This window comes from Corynebacterium sp. Marseille-Q4381, from assembly GCF_036881695.1.
Classification (GTDB): Bacteria; Actinomycetota; Actinomycetes; order Mycobacteriales; family Mycobacteriaceae; genus Corynebacterium.
The window spans coordinates 175,857-197,971 of record NZ_JBAJNR010000002.1 but is presented as its reverse complement, the minus strand read 5'-3'; the positions used below and the strand labels follow the sequence as shown (position 1 = coordinate 197,971).

The window sequence follows — 22,115 nt, the reverse complement described above, 5'->3', positions numbered from 1 at the left end:
TGTTTTCAAATAATCCACCGGCGGGTAAAGCGGCCGTTTCCGGCGGGTGCATAATGGAATTTATGACTCGACTTTTTGGAACTGACGGCGTTCGCGGCTTGGCCAACGAGGCCTTGACCGCGCCCCTAGCCATGAAGCTCGGTGCCGCTGCGGCAACCGTGCTGACCAAGGACCGGCCCTCCGGCAGCCGCCGGCCGACCGCGCTGATCGGCCGAGATCCGCGCGTCTCCGGCGAGATGCTGGCTGCTGCGATGGCTGCTGGCATGGCGTCGAAGGGCGTCGATGTCTTGCGTGTCGGCGTCATACCAACGCCCGGGCTTGCGTTCCTCACGGACGATTACGGCGCCGACATCGGCGTGATGATCTCCGCGTCGCACAACCCGATGCCGGACAACGGCATCAAGTTCTTCTCCGCCGGAGGCAAGAAGCTTCCCGACGAGATCGAAGACGAGATCGAGACAGCTATCGCCCAGCTGGACGACACTGGTCCGACCGGCACCGGTATCGGCCGCATTATCGAGGAGGCGCCCGACGCCCAAGAGCGCTACCTCGCACACCTGAAGGAGGCTGTGCCGGCGGATCTGAACGGGATCAAAGTCGTCGTGGACTGCGCTAACGGTGCGGCGTTCGAGGTCGCGCCAAAGGCGTACGCGGCCGCCGGCGCAGAGGTCGTCACCATCTTCGACAAACCCAACGCGTTCAACATCAACGACGGCTCGGGTTCCACCCACATGGAACAGATCCAGGCGGCGGTGGTAGAGCACGGCGCGGACATCGGGCTGGCGCACGACGGCGACGCGGACCGCTGTTTGGCCGTCGATGCCGAGGGCAACATCGTCGACGGCGACCAGATCATGGCGATTCTGGCCACCGGCATGCAGGAGCGCAACGCGCTGTACGACAACACCCTGGTAGCGACCGTGATGAGCAACCTGGGGCTGAAGATTGCGATGCGCGAGCGAGGCATCGAGCTCAAGGAGACCGCAGTAGGAGACCGGTACGTGCTCGAGGAGCTCGGCCGCGGCGACTACTCGCTGGGCGGCGAGCAGTCGGGCCACGTCGTCATCCCGGCGCACGCCACCACCGGCGACGGAACGCTGACCGGTCTGTCGCTGATGGCGCGGATGAAGGAGACCGGCGCTTCGCTCAAAGAGCTGGCGACAGTCATGCAGGTGCTGCCGCAGGTGCTGATCAACGTCCCGGTGTCCGACAAGTCGAAGATCATGGACGCTGCCGAGGTGCAGAGCGCGATCAGCGACGCCGAGACCGAGCTCGGGGAATCCGGCCGTGTGCTGCTGCGGCCCTCCGGCACCGAGCCGCTGTTCCGCGTCATGGTCGAAGCGGCGAACGAGGAGCAGGCGCGCAAGGTTGCAGGCCGCCTCGCTGCGGTTGTCGCTGCGGTGTAGCCAGTTAGAGTCAGCGCCTCCGCCAAGATTTTCCCCCGCCATGGAACCGGCACCGCAAAAGCGGAGTCTGAATACGTGGCAACTGTTTCGCACCCGGCTGCGTACGCGGCCGGGTTTTAAGAAGGGGGAAGGCTTTGGAAGCACAACAAGGCCCGCAGCTCGACACAGATGAGCTGCGCACGCTCTACGGCGCGGCCATAGCGTCGTACGAGGACGAGGTTAGCCGGCTGCAACACGAGCGTGTAGAGGTGGCAACCACCGATTTCGGGGCGGGGTTCAGCGCCCAAGGCACCCGCATCGTCGGGGCGCTAGACAGATTGCACGACACCTCGCTTGCGTACCTTTCGACCCGGTCGGCGAACTGGGAGAGCATCCTGTCCCTGGTCGACGATGTGACCGATCACGACGACGCTGCCTCGGCATCGTTGAACGGGGTGAACTGGTAGATGGTCACCACCACAATCAACAGCGCATCCCAAGACCCGTGGACGCTCACGATCAACGCTCAGGTGCACGCGACGTTATCGTTGATGGACGCCACACCGGGAGTTACCCCGGCGCAGCGTTCGCAGGCTCGATCTCTCGCCGGCGACATCCGCACGCTGCTGGCCCGCTCGACTGGGTTGAACTTGGACGCTTTCCGCGCAGTAGCGCGGGGAATCAACGGCGCGCGCCGCGCTGTGAACGCCCGGCCGGGGTACTTGCCGCAGGCTGAGTCATCTAGGTCGTGGTTCGACCGTGAAGGTATCAGCTTGCGCGAACGCCTCGACGCGAAGAAGGAAGAGCGGCACTTCCAGAAGCGCAAGCGCGTGGCGGACCGCATCGACCAATGCTGCGCGTGCATTGAAACAATCCGCGCAGCGGCGGCGAAGGCCGTTGAACTCTTCCTCGACACCGCCAAACGCCTCCTGCAACTTGTGGGAGCGTTCCCGTTTCCAAAGCTCGGCTCCATGGCCGCAGAGTTGGTCATCAAGGCGTTGCACGCCGCCCGCGCGGCGGTTTCCGACCACAACGATGCGGTCGAGCAGTGCCTCGAAGAGATCGCCGACAACATTGATGACGCAGCCGACGAGCAGCCGGCGGCACCCGTCAATTACGAATGCGATTGCGCCTGCGCAGACGATGCTCCCAAACGTAAACCAGGCGGGGTGGGTACCGCTCCAGCTGGCAATCCAGCCGCGCCGGGGACGGCAGCTGCAGAAACAACGGCGGTAAGCCACACGCCGGAAGACGTGAAGCCGGTCGGTGCCACCGCTTCCTCCTCGACTGCCTCGGCCGGTGCAGTGCCCACCACTCCGGCGTCTGCGCCGCCAACCGCTGCGGCACCAGCTCCAGCCCCGGCCGCACCTTCCGCGGCTGGTTCTGCATCGCCAGTGTTGGACGGGGTGAGGGCTGGTGACCGTCCTCCCGCCGCGCGGCAGCAGCCCGGCGCAACACCGACAGCGCGGCGTTGCCGCACAGCTGAGAGCTCGCCCGCGACCGCAGCCTCCGATTCGGCTCAGCCGCAGCAGCCGAAGCAGCCGAAGGTCGAGTTCGACTACGAGGTGCCCGGCGAGCAGAACGCTGGGCTGGAAACGGTCACCTGCACCGTTGCCGAAACCATGACTCTGCCGTCAGCTGCGGGCGAATCCGACCCCGCCCGGCTGATTGGCACGCCACTCGGCCGCCTGGGCGCGGTTGCGGTGCTCGGCGGGGTCGGATTCCTCGCGTACTCGCTCTATGAGGCCGCCCAAGCGCACTGCGCCTGCGAGTGCTGCACATCGACCGGTGGTGGCGACCCCGTGCCTTCACCCGCACCCGCACCCACTCCTGAGGAAAAGGAGTGCGACAATGTCGCCGCACCCCCTCCTGAGCTAGATAAAGTTCCTGAGCCCGTGCCGCCCAAGGAAAAATCTGCCATGATGCATACGGTGCCCGCAGCGCAGAGCAGCGGCACCGGGGGAAGCTCAATTGCGACACCGAGCTCCACATCCAATGGTCCGAGCGGACCGCAGCCTGCCGCGCCGGAACCAAGCGCGGCCTGGGGGAGTAAGAAACTGGGGGATTGGTAATGGATTTTATGGAGTTCGCCGAGCGCTACCAGCGGCGCACCGCGAAGCGGCTGGAGGATTTCGAGGCGATCCTGCGCGACACGCAGAAGAAGATGGAGGTGACAGCCCAGCAGTACGCGGTTTCACGCGAGCTGCACCCGCAGCGGCCTCCGATGCCTATCCCGCGAGGTGAGTACGGCATGCCGCGCCGCCGCGACCGCAACCAGGCGGCCCAGGGTCAAGTGCAGTCCGTGCTGCGGCGCGAGGGGCCGGGGAGTCCACCGTGGGAAACGCCCCGCTAAGGCGGCGCGCTAGAAAAGGGAAAACTTCGCGTCGTCGCGGGTGAGGCCGGCTGCCTCTGCGAGGGCATCGCCCGTCAGGGAGTCGATGTTCTTGCCGGAGGCCTCCGGATCAGAGAACGCGGCGTACTTCTTTTCGCCGGCGAGCTGGTGCAGCAGGAAGCCGGTGAGCAGGCCACGTGTGGTGGCCTGCACACCGCGGTTGGAAGCGCCGATGCCAAGCACGCGCCACCCGATGCCGTCCTCAGAGAAATCCTGCTGCGCCCCCTTCTTCACGGCGCGGTAGGACACGTCCCCGGCCCAGTTGTAGGCCAGCTTCGCCGGGTTTCCCGAGTTGAACAGGGAGTTGGAATCTTCGCCCGAGCCCACGATCATGCCGGGGATAAAGATGTTGCGCGCCGCCTCAACCGCGGAGGGAGCCACGTTCGCGGGGAAGAGCGGGGCAACCGCCTTCACCTTGGCGTTGTCGACGGCGGTCAGCACCGCGGCCCCACCGCCCATGCCGTGGCCGGCCACACCGAGCTTGCCGGGGGAGACGGTGATGTTGCCGTTGCCCATCCGCACGGCGCCAAGCACCTGCAGCGCCGTCTCGAGATCAGCCGCGAAGCCGCGGTGGTCCGGGTTCAATCCGGTCTCGGTGTCCGGCGCGGCAACAACGATGCCCCAGCTGGCCAAGTGGCGGAGCGTCTCGGTGTAGGCGCCGATGCCCCGGCGCCAGTCGTGGCCGAACGCCACGCCAGGAAGGTCTTTGCCCTCGGCCGGCGCGTACACCTTGCCCGGCAGACCGGTGTAACCGAGGTCGCCCTCGAGCACACGGTAGGGGCCGCGCTTCGACAAGTCAGAAAGTTGCTTCAAATTCGCAGACACACAGCCAACTCTACTTGATTCGGTGTGTGGCCACGGGTTTGTTTGCGCTAGGGTGGCTGGGGTGCTTGGGGCACTCTCACTTGCGTTCATTGACTCGATCAACCTGCTGCTCATTGCGGTGATCGTTGCCGTCGGCATCGTCGCCCCCCGGGGCAAAGGCGGCTACGGCGCGATCACTGCGCTGCTGGTTGCCGGAGACTGGCTCGGCGTCGCTGGACTCGCGCTTGTGATGCTCGCGGTGTTCGACGGCCTCGGTCCGGCGGTCCAACGGTTCGTGGACGGGCCTGTGTTCGGCATCGTGCTGATAGCCACGGGCGTCGCCACGGCCCTTCTCGCGCTGTGCGGCGGCGACAACAGCGCGCTCGTGAACAAAATCATGGCTCCGCTCAAAACCCCCTCCGCGACCACAGTCTTTACGGGTTTTGCCCTCGGCGTGATCCAGTCGGCGACCTCGGTGCCGTTTTACGGCGGCCTCGCTCTGCTGTCCACCGCCGGGGTCGATGCCGCCACCCGCTACGGAACCATTCCGCTGTACGCCACGATCGCGCTGTCGCTGCCAACGCTGTGCGCTCTGCTGGTGGCGTGGGTGAGAGCGGTGCCTGATTCCGCTGCGGGCCGCACGCTCGAGTGGGCCCGGCGGCACCCGTCGACGGTTTCGCTGGCGGCGACGTGGGCGGTGTCGGCCTTGCTGATCGTGCTGGGCGCGGTGCACCTGCTGTAACGTAGGCCCATGAGTTTGACCGCCCGCATCGATTTGGATGCTATCGCCCACAACACCCGTGTGTTGAAGCGGCAGGTGGGGCAGGCTCGGCTCGTGTGCGTGGTCAAAGCAGATGCGTACAACCACGGCGTCGAACGCGCGGTGCCGGTGATGGCAGCGAACGGGGCGGACGCGTTCGGGGTGACCACCCTCGCTGAGGCGCGCGCAGTGCGGGCAGTGACGGATCTGCCGGTCATTTCTTGGCTGTGGGACCCGGGCCAGGAGTTGCCCGAGGACATCGAGCTGGTCGCCCCGACGAGAGAGCATTTGCAGATGCTTATCGACGCCCCGTTTACCCCCACCACCTACCTCAAAGTGGACACCGGCATGCACCGCTCCGGGTTCGACGAGTCGCAGTGGGACGTCGTCTTCGCCCTCGCCGCCGCCGCAGAGCGCGACGGCCGCATTGCGGTGAAGGGACTCATGAGCCACCTCGCCTTCGCGGACGCGCCCGCGGAGCCCTACACCTCCCTCCAATGCGAGCGCTTCACCCGCGCCCTTGAGCGCGCCGTCGCCGCGGGGCTGAACCCGGTTTGCAACCACCTCGCTAACTCGGCGGCGGTGTGGACGCGCCCCGACCTCCACTTTCAGCAGGTCCGACCCGGCTTGAGCCTTTACGGGCTAGAACCGGTCCCCGGCGACGACCACGGGCTGCGCGAGGCCATGTCGTGGGTGGCGAGCATCCTCGCCGTCAAGCCGGTCAGCGCTGACGATCCGGTCAGCTACGGGTTGACGTGGCGCGCGCCCGAAGACGGCTACACCGCGGTCGTCGCTGCCGGCTACGCCGACGGGGTAAGCCGCGCGTGGCAGCCGCACCTGGAGGTCGCGGTCGGTGGGGTGCGCTACCCGGTCGTCGGACGCGTGTGCATGGATCAGCTGGTGATCTGGCTCGGGCAGAACGAGGCGGGTGTGCACAGCGGCGACGAGGCAGTGCTCTTCGGCGAAGGCGGCATGTCCGCCACCGAGCTGGCTGAGCGAGTCGGCACCATCAACTACGAAATCGTCTGTGCGCCGAAGGGGCGCACCCAGCGGCAGTACAGGAGTAGCGATGAAAACGGCGTTTCCTGAACAAGGCAGGCGCGTGTGCGAGCAGGCGGCGGAAACCAGAGAGCTCGGCCGCGAGCTGGGCGCCGCGCTTGAGGCTGGCGACGTGGTGATCCTCGACGGCCCTCTCGGCGCGGGCAAGACGACGCTTACCCAAGGCATCGCAGACGGCATGGGGGTCAAGGGCAGGGTGACTAGCCCGACGTTCGTGATTGCGCGGGAGCACCGCTCCCTCGACGGCGGCCCAGCGCTCATCCATGTGGACGCGTACCGGCTGCTGGGCGAGGGGTCGTCCGGCGATCCCCTGGGAGAGCTCGACGCGCTTGACCTGGACACCGAACTCGAATCAGCAGTGGTGGTCGCTGAATGGGGCGGGGGGCTGGTGGAGCAGATCGCGGCGGAATATCTGCTGGTCACTATCGACCGGGAATCAATGGTGCGCGAGGACCCGAGTTCGGAGGGGCGCATTATTACCTGGTGCGCCGCACGTGGCGGCGGGTTGTAGGCTTGGCACCATGCTGAAACTCTCCAACACCCAGCGCACCTGGGTCATCCTCGCTGCCGTGGCGTGGATTGTCGCCCTCGTCGGTCTCATCGCGATCCCGCTGTCGCGCCCCGCAGCCGCTCCCGGCCAGACCGTCGTCGCGCCGACAAACTCGCTGTCCACCACACTGCGTGACGTGCAGCCAAGCGGCGGCGCTGTCGTGGCGCAGCTGGTCAGCCCGGAACTGGTGTACGACGCGAACGAGTACGCGGGTTACACCTTCCTCTGCCCGAACGAGCCGCAGGAGCTCATCGACGCCAAGCTCGAGGCCTTCGCCCTGGCGGAGAGCCCGGACCTCGAGGGCGACAGCGGCTACGTGGTGCTGCTCCCGCCGGACGTCGACGCTCCGGTCGCCCTCGACCAGGTCGACCTGAAGCAGATCGATATTTGCACCACCCCGCACGCGGAAACCTACCCGCTGCAGGCTGGGATGCCGTTCTACTTCGCTGACGGCCACTGGGAACTGGGTATCCGCCAATAATGCTCGTTCTGGCCGTTGATACCGCCACGACCGATCTCATTGTCGGTCTGGCAGACGCAGATTCCGGCCGCGTGCTGGCCGAATCGGTGGAAACCACACGGGCGCACAACGAACGGCTCGTGCCGGCGGTGGAGAGCCTCATGGCCGAAGCGGGCGCGGCGTACCGCGATCTGGGCGCGGTCGTCGTGGGGTGCGGGCCGGGCCCGTTCACCGGGTTGCGGGTCGGTATGGCTTCCGCATCAGCGTTTGCGCAAGCGCTCGGGATCCCCGTGCACGGTGTGGTCACCCACGACGCTGTGGCGGAGCTGGCCGGCAAAGGCAACACCTTGGTGGTGACGGACGCGCGCCGCCGCGAAGTGTACTGGGCTCACTACGTCGGCGGGGAGCGCGTCGCCGGCCCGGACGTGTGCGCGCCGGGCGCGGTGCCCGTTCACAAGGTCGACGTGCTCAGCGTGCCTGAGCCGCTGCGAGACAAACTCACGGTGCAAGCTGGTGAGGTCACCTACGTCGCGCCGCGCGCTGAGGGCCTGGTCAAGGCGGCAGACTTCGACGCGGCGCCCGCCCCGCTAGTGCCGCTCTACTTGCGCCGCCCGGACGCCACTCCGCCGAAATGATGTTCAGGGAGCTGGTGCTTGCCGACGCACCGTCGGCCGCCGCAATCGAATCCCAACTTTTTGCCGGCGAAGGCCCTTGGTCGCAGGAGGCGATCGCGCACGAGATTGCCGCGCCGCACACCTTCTACGTCGGCGCTTTCGACGACAAGCACCTCGTCGGCTACGCGGGACTGGCAATGCTGGGACCGAAAACCGACCCGGAGTTCGAGGTGCACACCATCGGCGTTGCGCGTAATTTCCAGGGCCGCGGCATCGGCAGAGCGCTCATGGACCAGCTGATGCACACTGCGGACCTTTTGGACGGGCCGGTGTTTTTGGAGGTGCGCACCGACAACGCGCCGGCTATCCGGCTCTACGAAAGCTACGGGTTTTTCGTGGTCGGCACGCGCAAGGGCTACTATCAGCCGTCCGGCGCAGATGCGTACTCCATGCAGCGCGAGCGTCACAGCCGAAGGGGTAGAACTGAATGATCATTCTGGGTATTGAATCCTCCTGCGACGAGACAGGGGTGGGTATCGTGCGCCTTGGCGGCGGCGGTGAGGTGGAGATCCTCGCCGACCAGGTCGCCTCGTCCATGGAGCAGCACGCGCGCTACGGCGGCGTCGTGCCCGAAATTGCCTCCCGTGCCCACCTCGAGGCGATGCCGCAGGTGATGGCGGCGGCGCTTGAGCAGGCCGGGATCGAAAAGCCGGACGCGGTGGCGGCGACGGTTGGACCCGGACTCGCCGGCGCGCTGCTGGTCGGCGCCAGCGCCGCGAAGGCGTACGCGGCGGCGTGGGGTGTACCGTTCTACGGTGTCAACCACCTCGGCGGCCACGTCGCGGTGGCGAACTTGGAGGGCGAGGCAGAGCTCGAGCACGCGGTGGCGCTTTTGGTTTCCGGCGGGCACACGCAGCTGCTTGAGGTTGAGGCGGTCGGCAAACCGATGCGCGAGTTGGGCTCCACACTTGACGACGCAGCGGGAGAGGCCTACGACAAAGTCGCGAGGCTTCTGGGGTTGGGGTACCCAGGAGGACCGGTCGTCGATAAGCAAGCTGCCCTCGGGCAGCCAACCGTGACGTTCCCCCGCGCCTTGACCCGCGCCGAGGACATGCGCGGCGAGCACCGCTACAACTTCTCCTTCTCCGGCGTCAAGACCGCGGTCGCGCGCTACGTTGAGGCGGCCGAGCGTGAGGGCGCCGAAATTTCCGTGCCGGACGTGTGCGCTTCGTTCCAGGAGGCTGTGTGCGACGTGCTGACGATGAAAGCTGTGCTGGCCTGCGAAGATACCGGCGCGGCGACGCTGCTGCTCGGCGGCGGTGTGGCGGCGAACTCGCGGCTGAGGGAGCTGGCGGCGAAGCGTTGCGCCGAGCGGGGCATCGAGCTGCGCGTGCCGCGGTTCGGCCTGTGCACGGACAACGGCGTCATGATCGCGGCGCTGGCGGCGCAGCTGATCGCGGAGGGGGCGTCCCCGTCGTCGTTGGGCACTGGCACGGACACCTCGCTTGAGGTGGAAACGGCGGTTGTCAGTTAGCACTCTCGTGGGTAGAGTGCTAAACGGGTTGTCTCGAGCACAGTTGTTCACCCGCGACGACGGCTGCGCGACATGGGATTTACCGCAAGAACATTCCAAACGCTCACATTGACAAGACGAAAGGTCAGCTACTGATCATGGCAAACGTCAACATCCGCCCGCTCGACGACAAGGTGCTCGTGCAGATCGCCGAGGCTGAGACCACCACCGCTTCCGGCCTGGTTATCCCGGACTCCGCCGCTGAGAAGCCGCAGGAGGCTGTGGTCATCGCTGTGGGCCCGGGTCGTCTGGACGACAACGGCGCACGCGTTGCGATGGATGTCAAGGAGGGTGACACCGTCATCTTCGCCAAGTACGGCGGCACCGAGCTGAAGTACAACGGCGAGGAATACCTGCTGCTCTCCGCCCGCGACCTGCTCGCTGTCATCGAGAAGTAACAAGGGGGCGAGACGCCACTCATGGCAAAACTGATCGCATTCGACCAGGAGGCCCGCGAGGGTATCCAGCGCGGCGTCGACACGCTCGCCGACGCGGTGAAGGTCACGCTTGGCCCGCGCGGCCGCAACGTCGTGCTGTCCAAGAGCTGGGGCGGCCCGACCGTCACCAACGACGGCGTGACCATCGCCCGCGACATCGACCTCGAGGACCCGTTCGAGAATCTCGGTGCGCAGCTGGTGAAGTCTGTCGCCGTGAAGACCAACGACATTGCCGGCGACGGCACCACCACCGCAACCCTGCTCGCGCAGGCGATGGTGGCCGAGGGGCTGCGCAACGTTGCGGCGGGCGCGAACCCGATCGAGCTGAACCGCGGCATCGCCGCAGCGGCAGAAAAGACGGTCGAGGAGCTCAAAGCGCGCGCTACCGAAGTGTCCTCGTCCAACGAGATCGCGAACGTGGCCACCGTGTCCTCCCGCGACCCGGAAATCGGCGAGATGGTCGCCGGCGCGATGGACAAGGTGGGCAAGGACGGTGTGCTCACCGTCGAGGAATCCCAGTCCATCGAGTCCTACGTGGAGCTGACCGAGGGCATCTCCTTTGACAAGGGCTTCTTGTCGCCGTACTTCGTAACGGATCCGGACGCAGGCCAGGCGGTGCTTGACGACGCGCGCGTTCTCCTCGTCCGCAACAAGATCTCCTCGCTGCCGGACTTCCTCCCGCTTCTGGAGCAGGTGGCAACCGAGTCGGTGCCGCTGCTCATCATCGCGGAGGACGTTGAGGGCGAGCCGTTGCAGACGCTGGTGGTGAACACCCTGCGTAAGACCATTAAGGTCGTCGCTGTGAAGTCCCCGTACTTCGGCGAGCGCCGCACCGCGTTCATGGACGACCTCGCAGTGGTCACCAACGCCACGGTGATCGACCCCGAGGTTGGCGTGAACTTGAAGGACGCCACCTTGGAGCACTTGGGTTCCGCGCGTCGCGTGACGGTGACGAAGGACGACACCGTCATCGTCGACGGTGCCGGCTCCGCCGAGGCGGTGGAGGAGCGCCGCAACCAGCTGCGCCGCGACATCGAGACCACGGATTCGACGTGGGACCGCGAAAAGATGGAGGAGCGCTTGGCGAAGCTCTCCGGCGGCGTCGCGGTGATCCGCGTCGGCGCGGCCACCGAAACCGAGATGAACGAGCGCAAGTTGCGCGTCGAGGACGCCATCAACGCCGCGCGCGCCGCGGCCCAGGAAGGCATCATCGCCGGCGGCGGCTCCGCGCTCGTGCAGATTGCGAAGGAGCTGGAGACCTACGCCGACGGTTTCGAGGGCGAGCAGCGCACCGGTGTTCTGGCGGTGTCGCGCGCGCTGACCAAGCCGGCGTACTGGATCGCAGAAAACGCCGGTCTCGACGGCGCGGTTGTCGTGTCCAAGATCGCTGAGGTGGGCAACGGCGAAGGCTTCAACGCCGCCACCTTGGAGTACGGCAACCTGATCGAGCAGGGCATCATCGACCCGGTGAAGGTGACCCACTCCGCAGTGGTCAACGCCGCATCCGTGGCCCGCATGGTGCTGACTACGGAGGCATCCGTGGTGACGAAGCCGGAGGAAGAGGACGAGGCCGAGCACGGCCACGCCCACGCCCACTAACTGCCGCGCTCGCCGTCGTACGGCAACGCGAAGGCCCTGGCCCCGTAAAACGGGGGCAGGGCCTTCACTTGGTGTTGGGGCTTGCGTCGCTAAGCCTTGGACCTACTTGGCGGACGCTGCGGCCACCTTCACACCGCCGCGTGCGCCGCGCAGCGCCGCCTGGCGCTCGGACTCGCTCATTCCGCCCCAGATGCCGTACGGCTCAGCCACGCGCAGGGCGTGTTCGCGACACTGGGAAAGCACCGGGCACTGGTAGCAGATCGCCTTGGCGCGGTTCTCGCGTTGCGTGCGAGCCCTGCCGCGCTCGCCGTCCGGGTGGTAGAAGATCTCTGACGCTTCACCGCGGCAAGCGCTATGCAGCTGCCAATCCCAAAAATCGGCGTTCGGTCCGGGAAGCAAGTGCGGCAGGGACATTGTCGTCTAGCTCCTTATTGTGTGCCTCAAGTAGTGCCGGAAAAGTAGTGTTCTCTGCCCGGGTGAACGGCGGGTAACCGTGCGGTAACGTGAAGCTTTAAACACTCTTGACCCTGGGAAAAACGACGCTTTAAGCTGGGAATTTGCTCAAGGTTAAGCGTGGGTGAATTTCAGCCTAAAAGTTCATAGCCTGCGGAACCTAGCCCCTGAACCTGTGGTGCGGGGGCGGGCAGTTGTACGCTGACCAACTGACGCGTTGAGGCGTGATGCACAAGAGGAAGGAGCGCCGTGCCGCAACCGGACACCGAAGACGAGCTCGCCCGGCTTGTGCCCCTCGCCGCCGGCGGCGACGCGAAGGCTCTACAGCGGGTTATCCGCCTCATCCACCCCAACGTGCTGCGCTACACCCGCGCGCGCATCGGTGGCGGGCGAACTCCGACCGCGGAAGACGTCGCGCAAGAAGTGTGCCTGGCAGTGGCCACCTCAATTCACAAGTACCAAAACATGGGCAAACCGTTCATGGCGTTCGTGTACGGCATCGCGTTCAACAAGGTCGCCGACGCGCATCGGGCTCTGTTCCGCGACAAGCTCACCCCCACGGAAGAGGTGCCGGACACGGTGGACACGGGGGTTACCCCCGAGGCTTACGCCATTGACGTGGATGCGCGTAACCAAATTGAGGGTTTACTCGATGAACTAGGTGATAAGGCGCGCGACATCATTATCCTGCGGGTGTTTGTGGGCCTTTCTGCGGAAGAAACAGCCGAGGCCGTGGGTTCAACCCCGGGCGCGGTGCGGGTGGCTCAGCACCGCGCGATTGCGAAGCTGCGCACGATGATCGAAGAACAGGACCAGTGAGATGACACGGCGCGCCGATGAGCACCACGAAGAAGACGCGACCACGCAGTTCGCGCCGGTAGACGGCACCGATGCGCTGCTCGACGCGCTCGCACGCGGGGAGGACCCCACGCACGGGGCCGATCCGCTCGCGGGACTTTTGCTGGCCATGAAACGAGACATCGAGCGGCCGATGCCGGAAGAGCCCTCGGTTGACGCGGTCGAGCCGGAACCTGCGGAGCCGATCTCGCTTGCGGAGCAGCGCACGAAACGCGCCCAGACTGGTGTGGGCGGGATGGGGGAGGCGGCGGGGCGTCGGCAAGCAACAAGCCCCAAGCGCACGAGGATGAATCCGTGGGCTGCCGGGTTTATCGGCGCTGCAGCAGCCTCAGCCCTGATCGCCGGATCGGGCGCGGCGCTGTACAACGCAACCCCGGGCTCCCCGTTGTGGGGCGCTTCTACCGCAGTCTTCGGCGACCGCGCTGCCGCGGTGGAGCTGGCGTCCACCCTCAAAGAGATCGAAGTGGCGAGCCAAGCGGGCGATTCCGACTACCTTGCCCAGCTGCTGCAGCAGGCGAACCGGCTGGTGGAGTCGATGAACCCGGTCCCGGGCCCTGGTGAGGGCAGCGCAGATGATGATGCGGCACGTGACGGGGAGCGGCCGGCGACGGTGACCGTGACGGTGACTGTTTCGCCGGAGCAGGAGCGTCCGGCGCAGCCAGACAAGCCGGCGCAACAGGAACCGGCCGCGCCGGCGAACCCGTCGGCGGCCCAGCCCGCGCCGAGCTCGCACCAGGCGCCGCAGCCGGCGCAACCTGCCCAGCCCACCCAGCCGCAGCAGCCTGCGCCGTCAGCGCAGCAGAGTCAGCCGGCGCAGCCGCAGTCTCCGACAAACCAGGGGCAGGCGAGCCAGAACAGCCGCCAGTCGTCTCAGGCGCCCCAGCCTGGGCAGTCCTCGCCGAAGGTGCAAACCAGCGCGCCACAGGGTGAAGGGCAGGTGCCTCAGGTGGTGCCGAAGCAGTCCCCGCAGGTCAACACCCAGTCGAGCTACGGCGCTGGTGTTGACGAGGTGGCGCCGCAAGTCGTACCGGCGCGGTGAGCGCCGGTGCACAGGGGGGGCTAGGGGGTAGGGGCTAGCGGGCGTCCAGCCCGTCGAGGAAGCCCATGGCGTACTCCCACGGCACGTACGCATCGACGTTCGGGTCGGCGCCCGGCTCGTGCACCGGCGGCAGCTCGCCGCGCAGGGACGCGAGCATGTTCTGCTCCATGATTTCCCAGTCGTAGTAGTGCAGCTGCTCGCAGTCTTCGCACTGGAAGAAAATGCCCTGGATGCCTCGCGGGCGCAGCCGGCGCATGCAGTCGCGCACGTAGCCCAGGTCCTGGATTACCTCTGCGCGCTCTTGCTCGGAGAGCGGCTCGGCGACCTCGTCGTCCTCGATGAACGATGCCGGATCGTTCGGGTCGTCCGCGAACGGGTCGAGGGGCATCATGTCGTCGTAACTCACAAGGCCCAACTCTAGTCACCCGCGCAAACACGGAATCCTCGCCCCGCCTCCTTCGCTCCGAACGCAGCTGTGCTGGGCTTTCACCGGCGTTAGGCCGTGTGTGGGAGGTGCGTAATATTATGTGCAAAAGCCGTAACTGTCAGGAGAGGAACACATGGCAACTGAGCGAGTTCTCACCGGAGGCGACGACCCGGAGAAGGTGGCGTTGCGTGGCTTGACGTTCGACGATGTGCTGCTGCTTCCGGCGGAGTCGCACATTGTCCCGTCCGAGGTCTCCACCGCAACCCAGTTCACCCGCAACATTTCGCTGCGCATCCCGATCGCGTCTGCGGCGATGGACACGGTCACCGAGTCCCGCATGGCAATTGCCATGGCACGCCAGGGAGGTATCGGCGTGCTGCACCGCAACCTGAGCGCGCAGGAGCAGGCGGAGCAGGTCGACATTGTGAAGCGCTCCGAGTCCGGCATGGTCACCGACCCGGTCACCGCAACACCGGAGATGACGCTGCGCGACGTTGACGTGCTGTGCGCTCGCTTCCGCATTTCCGGCCTCCCGGTGGTTGATGAGGGCGGCCGTTTGGTTGGCATCATCACCAACCGTGACATGCGCTTTGAGCCGGACTTCGACCGCAAGGTCGCTGAGGTGATGACCCCAATGCCGCTGGTCGTGGCCAAGGAGGGCGTGAGCAAGGAGGAGGCCCTGTCCCTTCTGTCCGCCAACAAGGTGGAGAAGCTGCCGATCGTTTCGGACAACGGCACCCTCGCCGGCCTGATCACGGTGAAGGACTTTGTCAAGAGCGAGCAGTACCCGAACGCCTCTAAGGACGCCGAGGGCCGCCTGATGGTCGCCGCGGGCGTGGGCACCGGCGAGGACGCATACGAGCGCGCCGGGATGCTGGTTGAGGCTGGCGTGAACGCGCTGGTGGTCGACTCCGCACACGCGCACAACAACCGCGTGCTTGAGATGGTCTCCCGCGTGAAGAAGGACTTCGGTGACCGCGTCGACGTCATCGGCGGCAACCTGGCCACCCGCAGCGCTGCGCAGGCCATGATCGACGCTGGCGCTGACGCCATCAAGGTCGGTATCGGCCCCGGCTCCATCTGCACCACCCGCGTTGTGGCGGGTGTCGGTGCCCCGCAGATCACCGCGATTCTTGAGGCGTCCGTGCCGGCGAAGAAGGCTGGTATCCCGGTTATCGCCGACGGCGGTATGCAGCACTCCGGCGACGTGGCCAAGGCCATCGCAGCCGGTGCGTCCTCTGTCATGCTCGGCTCGATGCTCGCCGGCACCGCCGAGGCTCCGGGCGAGATCGTGGTCGTGGGCGGCAAGCAGTACAAGCGCTACCGCGGCATGGGTTCCATGGGCGCGATGCAGGGCCGCGGCCTGACGGGCGAAAAGCGTTCCTTCTCCAAGGACCGCTACTTCCAGGCTGACGTTGCCACCGAGGACAAGCTCGTGCCGGAGGGTATTGAGGGTCGCGTGCCCTACCGCGGTGAGATCGACGCGATCACCCACCAGATCGTGGGCGGCTTACGCGCAGCGATGGGCTACACCGGCTCCGCGTCGGTGGAGGAGCTGCAGACGAAGCAGTTCGTCCAGATCACGGCGGCGGGCTTGCGTGAGAGCCACCCGCACGACATCACGCAGACGGTCGAAGCGCCGAACTACCGCGGCTAGGAGCAGCATGCGCGAAACAGTAGAAATCGGTATTGGCCGCGAGGCCCGGAGGGCCTATTCGCTTTCCGACGTATCGCTGGTCCCCACCCGCCGCACCCGTTCCTCGCAAGACGTGGACACCACGTGGCACGTTGACGCCTACATCTTCGACGTGCCGATCGTGTCCCACCCAACGGATGCGCTAGCCAGCCCCGAGTTTGTCATCGAGATGGGCAAGCAGGGCGCGCTCGGGGTGATTGATGCCGAGGGGCTGTGGGGCCGCCACGCAGACCTCGATGCGGCGATTGCTCAGGTGGTCGCCGTGGCAAACCCCGACGGGGTTGATACGCAAGCTACGGAGGTGCTGCAAAAGCTGCACGCCGCGGAACTCGACCATGACCTGCTTTGGGAGCGCATCCGCCAGGTCCGCGACTCCGGTGTCACTGTCGCGGTGCGCGTGAGTCCGCAGAACGCGCGCGAACTTGCTCCCGTGGTGATCGCCGCTGGTGCCGAGATCCTCTTCATCCAAGGCGCGCTGGTTTCCGCCGAGCACGTGCAAAAGGGCGGAGAGTCGCTCAACCTGAAGGAGTTCGTCGGTTCGCTCGAGGTCCCGGTCATTGCTGGCGGCGTGTTCGACTACGCCACCGCGACACACCTGATGCGCGCAGGCGTGGCGGGTGTCATTGTCGGCTCCGGAATGAGTTTCGGCCCGCAGAACATGGGGCTTCCTATCGCCACCGCTATTGCGGATGTCGCGGCTGCGCGCCGCGACTACCTCGACGAGACAGAGGGCCGCTACGTGCATGTCATCGCCGACTCGGAGGTGTATAACGCCAACGAGATCGCCGTTTCTTTGGCGTGCGGCGCCGACGCAGTCATGGTCGGCCTCCCCTTGGCGCGCGCCGAAGAGGCCGCCGCGGGCGGCGTGTACTGGGAGGCCCAGGCCGCGCACCCGCGCAACCCGCGCGGGGCTGTCATGCCTGATTTCGACCACCCCAAGTTCCCGCTCGAGGTGGTGCTCAACGGCCCGTCCAGTGACCCATGGGGCAACCTGAACTTGGTCGGTGCGCTGCGCCGGACGATGGCGAAATGCGGCTACACCACTGTCAAGAGCTTTCAGAAGGTGCAGCTGGCGGTGCGCCCAAGGCTCTAGGGTTCGGGTGTTCGCGGAGGTAGCGCGATCGGTTATCATTTGTCACCGTGACTACTCCGCAAACCCGCCCCGTTTTAGTCGTTGATTTCGGCGCCCAGTACGCCCAGTTGATCGCCCGCCGCGTGCGCGAGGCGAACGTGTACTCGGAGGTGGTGCCCTCCACCATCACCGCCGACGAGCTGAAAGCGAAAGACCCGGTTGCGCTCGTGCTCTCCGGCGGCCCGTCGTCCGTGTACGCCGACGGAGCCCCGCACCTCGACCCGGCGATTTTCGAGCTGGATTTGCCGATCTTCGGCATTTGCTACGGCTTCCAGCTGATGACGCGGGCGCTCGGCGGCACCGTCGCCGAGACCGGCGCGCGCGAGTACGGCCGCACCCAGATGACCGTCACGGGCGGCGTGCTGCACAACGGCCTGTCCGAGTCTCACCCGGTGTGGATGTCGCACGGTGATTCCGTTACTGAGGCGCCGGAGGGCTTCACCGTCACCGCGTCTACGCCGGGAGCGCCGGTCGCTGCGTTCGAGAACTTCGAGCGCAAGTTCGCGGGTGTGCAGTACCACCCAGAGGTGCTGCACTCTCCTCACGGCCAGCAGGTGCTGACTCGCTTCCTCACCGAGATCGCCGGTGTGGAGCAGAACTGGACCGCATCTAACATCGCCGACCAGCTCATCGAGCAGGTGCGCGAGCAGGTCGGTGAAGGTCGCGCGATCTGCGGACTGTCCGGCGGTGTCGACTCCGCTGTGGCGGCCGCGATTGTCCAGCGCGCAATTGGTGACCGTCTCACCTGCGTGTTCGTGGACCACGGTCTGCTGCGCCAGGGCGAGCGCGAGCAAGTCGAGACCGACTTCGTCGCGGCGACCGGCGCGAAACTGGTGACTGTGGACGAGCGCGCCGCGTTTCTGGACAAGCTCGCCGGGGTGACCGAGCCAGAAGCGAAGCGCAAAGCGATCGGCGCCGAGTTCATTCGCTCCTTCGAGCGCGCAGTGGCGGATGTGCTGTCGGACCAGGACGTCGATTTCTTGGTGCAGGGCACGCTCTACCCCGACGTGGTTGAGTCCGGCGGAGGTACCGGCACGGCGAATATCAAGAGCCACCACAACGTTGGCGGTCTGCCGGACGACGTGGAGTTCACGCTCGTTGAGCCGTTGCGCCTGCTGTTCAAGGACGAGGTTCGCGCCGTTGGCCGCGAGCTCGGCTTGCCCGAGGTCATCGTGAACCGCCAGCCGTTCCCGGGCCCGGGCCTGGGCATCCGCATCATCGGTGAGGTCACCGAGGAGCGCCTCGACACCCTGCGCGCGGCTGACGCGATTGCCCGCGAGGAGCTGACAAAGGCTGGACTCGACGAGCAGATCTGGCAGTGCCCGGTTGTGCTGCTCGCGGACGTGCGCTCCGTCGGCGTGCAGGGCGACGGCCGCACCTACGGCCACCCGATTGTGCTGCGCCCGGTCGCCTCCGAGGACGCGATGACCGCGGACTGGGTCCGCGTGCCGTACGAGACGCTGGAGGTTATCTCCACCCGCATCACCAACGAGGTAGCGGATGTCAACCGCGTGGTCCTCGACGTGACGTCGAAGCCGCCCGCCACCATCGAGTGGGAGTAACGCGCTGCGCGCTGTAGCGCTTAACCGATCAGGCCGGCTGCTCGTAGTAACGAGCGGGCGGCCTTATCTGTCTCTTGGAGCATGAGCGGGTCGGTGCCGGGCATGGGGGAGATGGTGGTGTCCGCCCACTGTTCGCCGGTGGGGATGCCAACTATGTGGAGGCGTTGATCGAGTGAGCCGTCGGGGTGCACCGCGCGGCGGGTGGCGTCGTCGGTCTCCGGCGCTGCGGTGGGGGTGCCGCTGGGCGCGAACGGGCGCACGCGGCCGCTTGCAACGAGTGCTGCCGTGAGCGGGTCGGCGGCGCGGCGGAGATCTGGGCCGGGGAGGAAGGCGTCGGCCAGCGCGGAGGCCCGGGCGGTGCGCTCACCGCTCGTGGCCACGACCGCCCCGTTCTCGACGCGGACAGTAGGCTGCGGTCCGAGGAACGTGACCAAGCCCGCCTCGTGCAGGGCGAGCAGCTCTCGGGTACGGAACAGCGGAGGGCCGCTGCCCACCATCTGGCCGAACGCCATGTACTGCGACAGCGCGTGTTCGGGTGCGCCTCGGCCGTTCTCCGTCGCGATGGCAACCGGCTTGCGGCCCGCGGAGATCGCCCACAACCCCGCCTTGAGCGGCGAATCCCACGCGGCCTCCGCTTCCGAGATATCACGCGCCATGCCGGCTACGATCAGCGCGCCCAGCTCATCCGTTGTCGCGGAAGCGGTGCCTGCGAGCGGGTCAATCCAGCGCGTCATGTCGAACGGCTCAATGCTGTCGGCGTCGATCACACCTACAAGCGCGGCCGTCAGCGCGCTCGCCACTGGGAGGATGCTCTGTGTCGTGGCGGGAGTGACCAAGTCGACAGTGTCGATGATGGCGAGCACCTCGTAGAGTGAAATGCGCAGCGCCTGCGGGTGCTTCTCGGCGACGGTGCGGTAAAACTCGCTGTATGCGTCACGCGCGAGGGCCGGCCACAGGTCGCGGCCGAAGGACACAGGCTCCCCCGACTGATCGGCCGCTGTCATCGCGGCGTGCAACCGCACCAAGTTCGCTTTCGGCGGAAGCGAGCGGTACTCCGATTTCGGCAGGTACGGGTAGCCGCGCCCGGAAGTGGCAATCAGGTGCGGCTCTTCCCCTGAAGGCTCGTAGCGCACCCCGGCAGCTTTGGAGTTGTCAGGGATGAAACGGCCGCCGCGGTCAACGGTGGCAAGGGCCATGAGGTCGAAAAATCCCATGCCCAAACCGCGCACGAGGACGCGTTCGCCGGGGCGAAGCGCCGCGATGTCCTGCTCGACGGGGTTGTTGGCGGTGACGTAGGTGAACCCGGCGCCTGCCTCCCTCGCGCCCGCAACCTCCGGCAGGACGGGGAGCACCCACCCGGTTGCCAGGGCGGTGGCGGAAGAGGGGATCAACGTGGCGTCGTCAAGCAGCAGCTCATCGAGGCCTCGAGCCTGCCTGATGCCGACCACCCGAGCGTTGTGCTCAACCACCGCGGCGTTTGCGGGAAGCGCTGCTTTTGCCACGCGCCACACCCAGCGCAGGTACTCGCCGTAGAGCGCGCGGGACGGGTTGGACTCGGGGCGGGTGGCGGCGATCTCGTCTGCGAACTCCGCTGGGACATCCGGAGTGATGGCAACAAACGGCGCGCGCTTCGCGTCGCTGATGCCTCCGACCTCGCCGCGCAGCAACTGGATCCATTCGTACATGGTCGGGCCCTCGAGCACGGGGGCCGTGACGGTCGCTCCGGGCTCAGCGAACAGCGTGACTGCGCCGGCGAGAGTGTTCATGCACAGCGTTCGGATTTGGCGGGTGTCCCACACGCGGCCGGCGCCGATCTGTGCGTCGTCGATCACGTGGAGTGTGAACGGTGCATCTGTGGGGTGGGAGCGCAGGTAGGCGGCAATGCGTTCTGTGATCGAGATGCCGCGGGGGCCGGCACCGACGATGGCGATGTGTGCGGATTTAATGAGCGGTCACCGTGCCCATGTACTGGCGCGCGTCGATGGTCAGAAGTTGCCCGTCGGCGCGCTCGTTTACGGTGTTGCTCGGGCACAAGGCAGAGCCGGAGCCCACCTCGCAACGAGTGTCTACCGGCACGTTCTCCGGCAGCAGGATGTCGATGTTGCCGAAGTAGTTGCCGATCTCGATCGTCGCGGGCGAGTCCAACGGCTCCAACTCCCGCAGGTCCAAGGTGATGTCCCCGGCGAGACGGTGCAGGTCCGGGATCGCTTCGACGTCGTCGTAGGTGAGGGTGATGTCGCCGGTTGCCCAGTTCGGACCCGCTCCGAAGGAGTAGCGGCTGACGTTCGGCCCCGCCGCGATCACCGCACCCGCGATGCCGAGCCCTGCGAGGCCGACGGGCAGCCACAGCCAGCGGCGCTTCGAGCCGCGGTCGTGCGCCGTAGGCGCTTGAGTCTGCGGTGCCGGGGAGGCGTCCGCGGCCGCGGGATCGGGCAAGTGCCACAGTTCGGGGGCGGTGCCGAGCGGATCCCACGCCGGGGGAGTGGCGCGGCCGACAGCAGGGTGCGGATACCCCTGCGGAGGGGTCAGGTGCGTGAAATCAAACAACGGGGTCGGTTCGTCTGCGTGCGGCGCTGCCGGTTGCGGGTCCGGTTGCCGCGGCGGCTGCGCGTACGGGTGCGGAGGTTGCGCGGTGTGCGGCGGTTGCACCGGCTGCACGTCGTAGGGCCGCCGGACGCTCGGGTCGAGCTGGAACGGGTGGGGGTTCGGCAGAGCGCGGGTGGTGCTTGCGCTCTGTTTCGGCGGCAGAAGGCCGGCCGGCGGCTCTGGCGCGCGTTTGTAGGCCAAGTACCAAGCAGTGAACGCAACCGCCGCCATGACCAACAGTGATCTGAGACCCTCGCCGGTGGTCGCGGAGGGAAGGAAGATCACCAGCCCGACAATGAGCGCCCAACCGGTGGAGCGTTCGCGCTTTTCCATCTCCGTGAGCGTGGAACTCTGCGCCGTAATCGCCTTGCCGGGGCTGACCACCATGCCGAAGCGGGGCATGTTGAGCCAGCACAGCAGGTACAGAAAAATGCCGCCGCCGCCAGCAAGGCTCAGTGCGACAAACACCAGCCGGACCAGCACCGGATCCAGCTTGTAGCGCGCGCCGATACCCTCGCACACGCCGCCTATCAGTGCCTTGCCGCCCTGATCCTTCGGGATGCGCGGCGGGCGCGTTTCCCACATCCTGTCCAGCTCGGCTTGAAAGCCGCTTCTGCTGCCGCTGTTTTCCATGGCTTCATTGTTCCCTACGTACCCAACATCAGGTCGGCGGTGAGTTCGAAACAAGTGCTCGAAACAGCTACTCGAAATCTACTCGAAACGAATGTT

General features: G+C 66.5%; 23 protein-coding genes. 18 read left to right on the top strand and 5 right to left on the bottom strand.

Translation table 11 applies throughout. The features are described from left to right. Positions 1–62 precede the first annotated feature (62 nt). From glmM to V6D40_RS02725, 4 genes are all read left to right on the top strand, one after another. Positions 63–1,406, top strand: coding sequence for a phosphoglucosamine mutase (glmM, locus tag V6D40_RS02740; protein ID WP_334288830.1), 1,344 nt, complete (start codon positions 63–65; stop codon positions 1,404–1,406). A 134-nt stretch (positions 1,407–1,540) separates the two neighbouring features. Then, positions 1,541–1,852, top strand: a complete 312-nt coding sequence (locus tag V6D40_RS02735; protein ID WP_334288829.1) for a hypothetical protein — start codon at positions 1,541–1,543, stop codon at positions 1,850–1,852. Continuing rightward, positions 1,853–3,457, top strand: coding sequence for a hypothetical protein (locus V6D40_RS02730; protein ID WP_334288828.1), 1,605 nt, complete (start codon positions 1,853–1,855; stop codon positions 3,455–3,457). After that, positions 3,457–3,738, top strand: coding sequence for a hypothetical protein (locus V6D40_RS02725; protein ID WP_334288827.1), 282 nt, complete (start codon positions 3,457–3,459; stop codon positions 3,736–3,738). Before V6D40_RS02730 ends, V6D40_RS02725 begins: the two co-directional genes overlap by 1 nt. Positions 3,739–3,747: 9 nt before the next feature. Here V6D40_RS02725 and V6D40_RS02720 read toward each other — a convergent pair whose 3' ends face one another. Beyond that, positions 3,748–4,602: a poly(ethylene terephthalate) hydrolase family protein gene (locus V6D40_RS02720; protein ID WP_334288826.1), complete on the bottom strand. Its 855-nt coding sequence runs from the start codon at positions 4,600–4,602 to the stop codon at positions 3,748–3,750. A 61-nt stretch (positions 4,603–4,663) separates the two neighbouring features. Here V6D40_RS02720 and V6D40_RS02715 point away from each other — a divergent pair, with 61 nt between their 5' ends. The 9 genes from V6D40_RS02715 to groL all read left to right on the top strand — a co-directional run bounded on the left by V6D40_RS02715 (position 4,664) and on the right by groL (position 11,633). Continuing rightward, positions 4,664–5,323, top strand: a complete 660-nt coding sequence (locus V6D40_RS02715) for a hypothetical protein (RefSeq protein ID WP_334288825.1) — start codon at positions 4,664–4,666, stop codon at positions 5,321–5,323. 9 nt (positions 5,324–5,332) lie between these two features. After that, complete coding sequence (gene alr / locus V6D40_RS02710; RefSeq protein WP_334288824.1) at positions 5,333–6,430, top strand: alanine racemase; 1,098 nt, start codon at positions 5,333–5,335, stop codon at positions 6,428–6,430. Beyond that, positions 6,411–6,911 (top strand): tRNA (adenosine(37)-N6)-threonylcarbamoyltransferase complex ATPase subunit type 1 TsaE, encoded by a 501-nt coding sequence (gene tsaE / locus V6D40_RS02705; protein WP_334288823.1) that lies wholly within the window; start codon positions 6,411–6,413, stop codon positions 6,909–6,911. The genes alr and tsaE overlap by 20 nt, the downstream gene beginning before the upstream one ends. A gap of 10 nt (positions 6,912–6,921) precedes the next feature. Continuing rightward, the gene (locus V6D40_RS02700) at positions 6,922–7,431 is read left to right on the top strand and encodes a hypothetical protein (protein ID WP_334288822.1); all 510 of its coding nucleotides are present in this window, start codon (positions 6,922–6,924) and stop codon (positions 7,429–7,431) included. Next, positions 7,431–8,045: a tRNA (adenosine(37)-N6)-threonylcarbamoyltransferase complex dimerization subunit type 1 TsaB gene (gene tsaB, locus V6D40_RS02695; protein ID WP_334288821.1), complete on the top strand. Its 615-nt coding sequence runs from the start codon at positions 7,431–7,433 to the stop codon at positions 8,043–8,045. The genes V6D40_RS02700 and tsaB overlap by 1 nt, the downstream gene beginning before the upstream one ends. Further along, a complete protein-coding gene (gene rimI / locus V6D40_RS02690; RefSeq protein WP_334288820.1) occupies positions 8,042–8,515 on the top strand; it encodes a ribosomal protein S18-alanine N-acetyltransferase in 474 nt (157 codons plus the stop codon). The genes tsaB and rimI overlap by 4 nt, the downstream gene beginning before the upstream one ends. Then, positions 8,512–9,558 (top strand): tRNA (adenosine(37)-N6)-threonylcarbamoyltransferase complex transferase subunit TsaD, encoded by a 1,047-nt coding sequence (tsaD, locus tag V6D40_RS02685; protein ID WP_334288819.1) that lies wholly within the window; start codon positions 8,512–8,514, stop codon positions 9,556–9,558. The genes rimI and tsaD overlap by 4 nt, the downstream gene beginning before the upstream one ends. Positions 9,559–9,695: 137 nt before the next feature. Beyond that, the gene (groES, locus tag V6D40_RS02680) at positions 9,696–9,995 is read left to right on the top strand and encodes a co-chaperone GroES (protein ID WP_334288818.1); all 300 of its coding nucleotides are present in this window, start codon (positions 9,696–9,698) and stop codon (positions 9,993–9,995) included. 21 nt (positions 9,996–10,016) lie between these two features. Continuing rightward, the gene (gene groL / locus V6D40_RS02675; protein ID WP_334288817.1) at positions 10,017–11,633 is read left to right on the top strand and encodes a chaperonin GroEL; all 1,617 of its coding nucleotides are present in this window, start codon (positions 10,017–10,019) and stop codon (positions 11,631–11,633) included. Positions 11,634–11,735: 102 nt separating this feature from the next. Here groL and V6D40_RS02670 read toward each other — a convergent pair whose 3' ends face one another. Next, positions 11,736–12,047 carry a WhiB family transcriptional regulator gene (locus tag V6D40_RS02670; protein ID WP_334288816.1) on the bottom strand — a complete coding sequence of 104 codons (312 nt, stop codon included), beginning with the start codon at positions 12,045–12,047 and terminating at the stop codon, positions 11,736–11,738. 288 nt (positions 12,048–12,335) lie between these two features. On the opposite strand from V6D40_RS02670, the gene V6D40_RS02665 reads away from it, so the two are divergent. Both V6D40_RS02665 and V6D40_RS02660 read left to right on the top strand, forming a co-directional pair. Next, the gene (locus tag V6D40_RS02665; RefSeq protein ID WP_334288815.1) at positions 12,336–12,905 is read left to right on the top strand and encodes a sigma-70 family RNA polymerase sigma factor; all 570 of its coding nucleotides are present in this window, start codon (positions 12,336–12,338) and stop codon (positions 12,903–12,905) included. Position 12,906: 1 nt separating this feature from the next. Next, complete coding sequence (locus V6D40_RS02660; protein ID WP_334288814.1) at positions 12,907–13,983, top strand: hypothetical protein; 1,077 nt, start codon at positions 12,907–12,909, stop codon at positions 13,981–13,983. Positions 13,984–14,017: 34 nt separating this feature from the next. Here V6D40_RS02660 and V6D40_RS02655 read toward each other — a convergent pair whose 3' ends face one another. Continuing rightward, positions 14,018–14,389: a DUF5319 domain-containing protein gene (locus V6D40_RS02655; protein WP_442891879.1), complete on the bottom strand. Its 372-nt coding sequence runs from the start codon at positions 14,387–14,389 to the stop codon at positions 14,018–14,020. A 154-nt stretch (positions 14,390–14,543) separates the two neighbouring features. Here V6D40_RS02655 and guaB point away from each other — a divergent pair, with 154 nt between their 5' ends. From guaB to guaA, 3 genes are read left to right on the top strand one after another with little or no spacing between them, the layout of a single operon-like run. Next, positions 14,544–16,067 (top strand): IMP dehydrogenase, encoded by a 1,524-nt coding sequence (guaB, locus tag V6D40_RS02650; RefSeq protein WP_334288812.1) that lies wholly within the window; start codon positions 14,544–14,546, stop codon positions 16,065–16,067. 7 nt (positions 16,068–16,074) lie between these two features. Further along, positions 16,075–17,199, top strand: coding sequence for a GuaB3 family IMP dehydrogenase-related protein (locus tag V6D40_RS02645; protein WP_334288811.1), 1,125 nt, complete (start codon positions 16,075–16,077; stop codon positions 17,197–17,199). A 47-nt stretch (positions 17,200–17,246) separates the two neighbouring features. After that, positions 17,247–18,800 (top strand): glutamine-hydrolyzing GMP synthase, encoded by a 1,554-nt coding sequence (gene guaA / locus V6D40_RS02640; protein ID WP_334288810.1) that lies wholly within the window; start codon positions 17,247–17,249, stop codon positions 18,798–18,800. Positions 18,801–18,820: 20 nt separating this feature from the next. On the opposite strand, the gene V6D40_RS02635 is transcribed toward guaA, so the two are convergent. Together V6D40_RS02635 and V6D40_RS02630 are read right to left on the bottom strand one after the other, a co-directional pair. Further along, complete coding sequence (locus tag V6D40_RS02635) at positions 18,821–20,746, bottom strand: FAD/NAD(P)-binding protein (RefSeq protein WP_334288913.1); 1,926 nt, start codon at positions 20,744–20,746, stop codon at positions 18,821–18,823. Then, a complete protein-coding gene (locus V6D40_RS02630) occupies positions 20,742–22,019 on the bottom strand; it encodes a PspC domain-containing protein (RefSeq protein WP_334288809.1) in 1,278 nt (425 codons plus the stop codon). The genes V6D40_RS02635 and V6D40_RS02630 overlap by 5 nt, the downstream gene beginning before the upstream one ends. Between the last annotated feature and the right edge of the window lie 96 nt (positions 22,020–22,115).

Excerpts from the sequence above, each read along its gene's own strand:
- V6D40_RS02660 (WP_334288814.1), top strand. The coding sequence starts at position 12,907 with ATGACACGGCGCGCCGATGAGCACCACGAAGAAGACGCGACCACGCAG.
- tsaB (WP_334288821.1), top strand. The coding sequence starts at position 7,431 with ATGCTCGTTCTGGCCGTTGATACCGCCACGACCGATCTCATTGTCGGT.
- V6D40_RS02730 (WP_334288828.1), top strand. The coding sequence starts at position 1,853 with ATGGTCACCACCACAATCAACAGCGCATCCCAAGACCCGTGGACGCTC.
- groES (WP_334288818.1), top strand. The coding sequence starts at position 9,696 with ATGGCAAACGTCAACATCCGCCCGCTCGACGACAAGGTGCTCGTGCAG.
- groL (WP_334288817.1), top strand. The coding sequence starts at position 10,017 with ATGGCAAAACTGATCGCATTCGACCAGGAGGCCCGCGAGGGTATCCAG.
- tsaE (WP_334288823.1), top strand. The coding sequence starts at position 6,411 with ATGAAAACGGCGTTTCCTGAACAAGGCAGGCGCGTGTGCGAGCAGGCG.
- V6D40_RS02725 (WP_334288827.1), top strand. The coding sequence starts at position 3,457 with ATGGATTTTATGGAGTTCGCCGAGCGCTACCAGCGGCGCACCGCGAAG.
- V6D40_RS02670 (WP_334288816.1), bottom strand. The coding sequence starts at position 12,047 with ATGTCCCTGCCGCACTTGCTTCCCGGACCGAACGCCGATTTTTGGGAT.
- V6D40_RS02700 (WP_334288822.1), top strand. The coding sequence starts at position 6,922 with ATGCTGAAACTCTCCAACACCCAGCGCACCTGGGTCATCCTCGCTGCC.
- rimI (WP_334288820.1), top strand. The coding sequence starts at position 8,042 with ATGATGTTCAGGGAGCTGGTGCTTGCCGACGCACCGTCGGCCGCCGCA.
- glmM (WP_334288830.1), top strand. The coding sequence starts at position 63 with ATGACTCGACTTTTTGGAACTGACGGCGTTCGCGGCTTGGCCAACGAG.
- guaB (WP_334288812.1), top strand. The coding sequence starts at position 14,544 with ATGGCAACTGAGCGAGTTCTCACCGGAGGCGACGACCCGGAGAAGGTG.
- V6D40_RS02630 (WP_334288809.1), bottom strand. The coding sequence starts at position 22,019 with ATGGAAAACAGCGGCAGCAGAAGCGGCTTTCAAGCCGAGCTGGACAGG.
- tsaD (WP_334288819.1), top strand. The coding sequence starts at position 8,512 with ATGATCATTCTGGGTATTGAATCCTCCTGCGACGAGACAGGGGTGGGT.
- V6D40_RS02645 (WP_334288811.1), top strand. The coding sequence starts at position 16,075 with ATGCGCGAAACAGTAGAAATCGGTATTGGCCGCGAGGCCCGGAGGGCC.
- alr (WP_334288824.1), top strand. The coding sequence starts at position 5,333 with ATGAGTTTGACCGCCCGCATCGATTTGGATGCTATCGCCCACAACACC.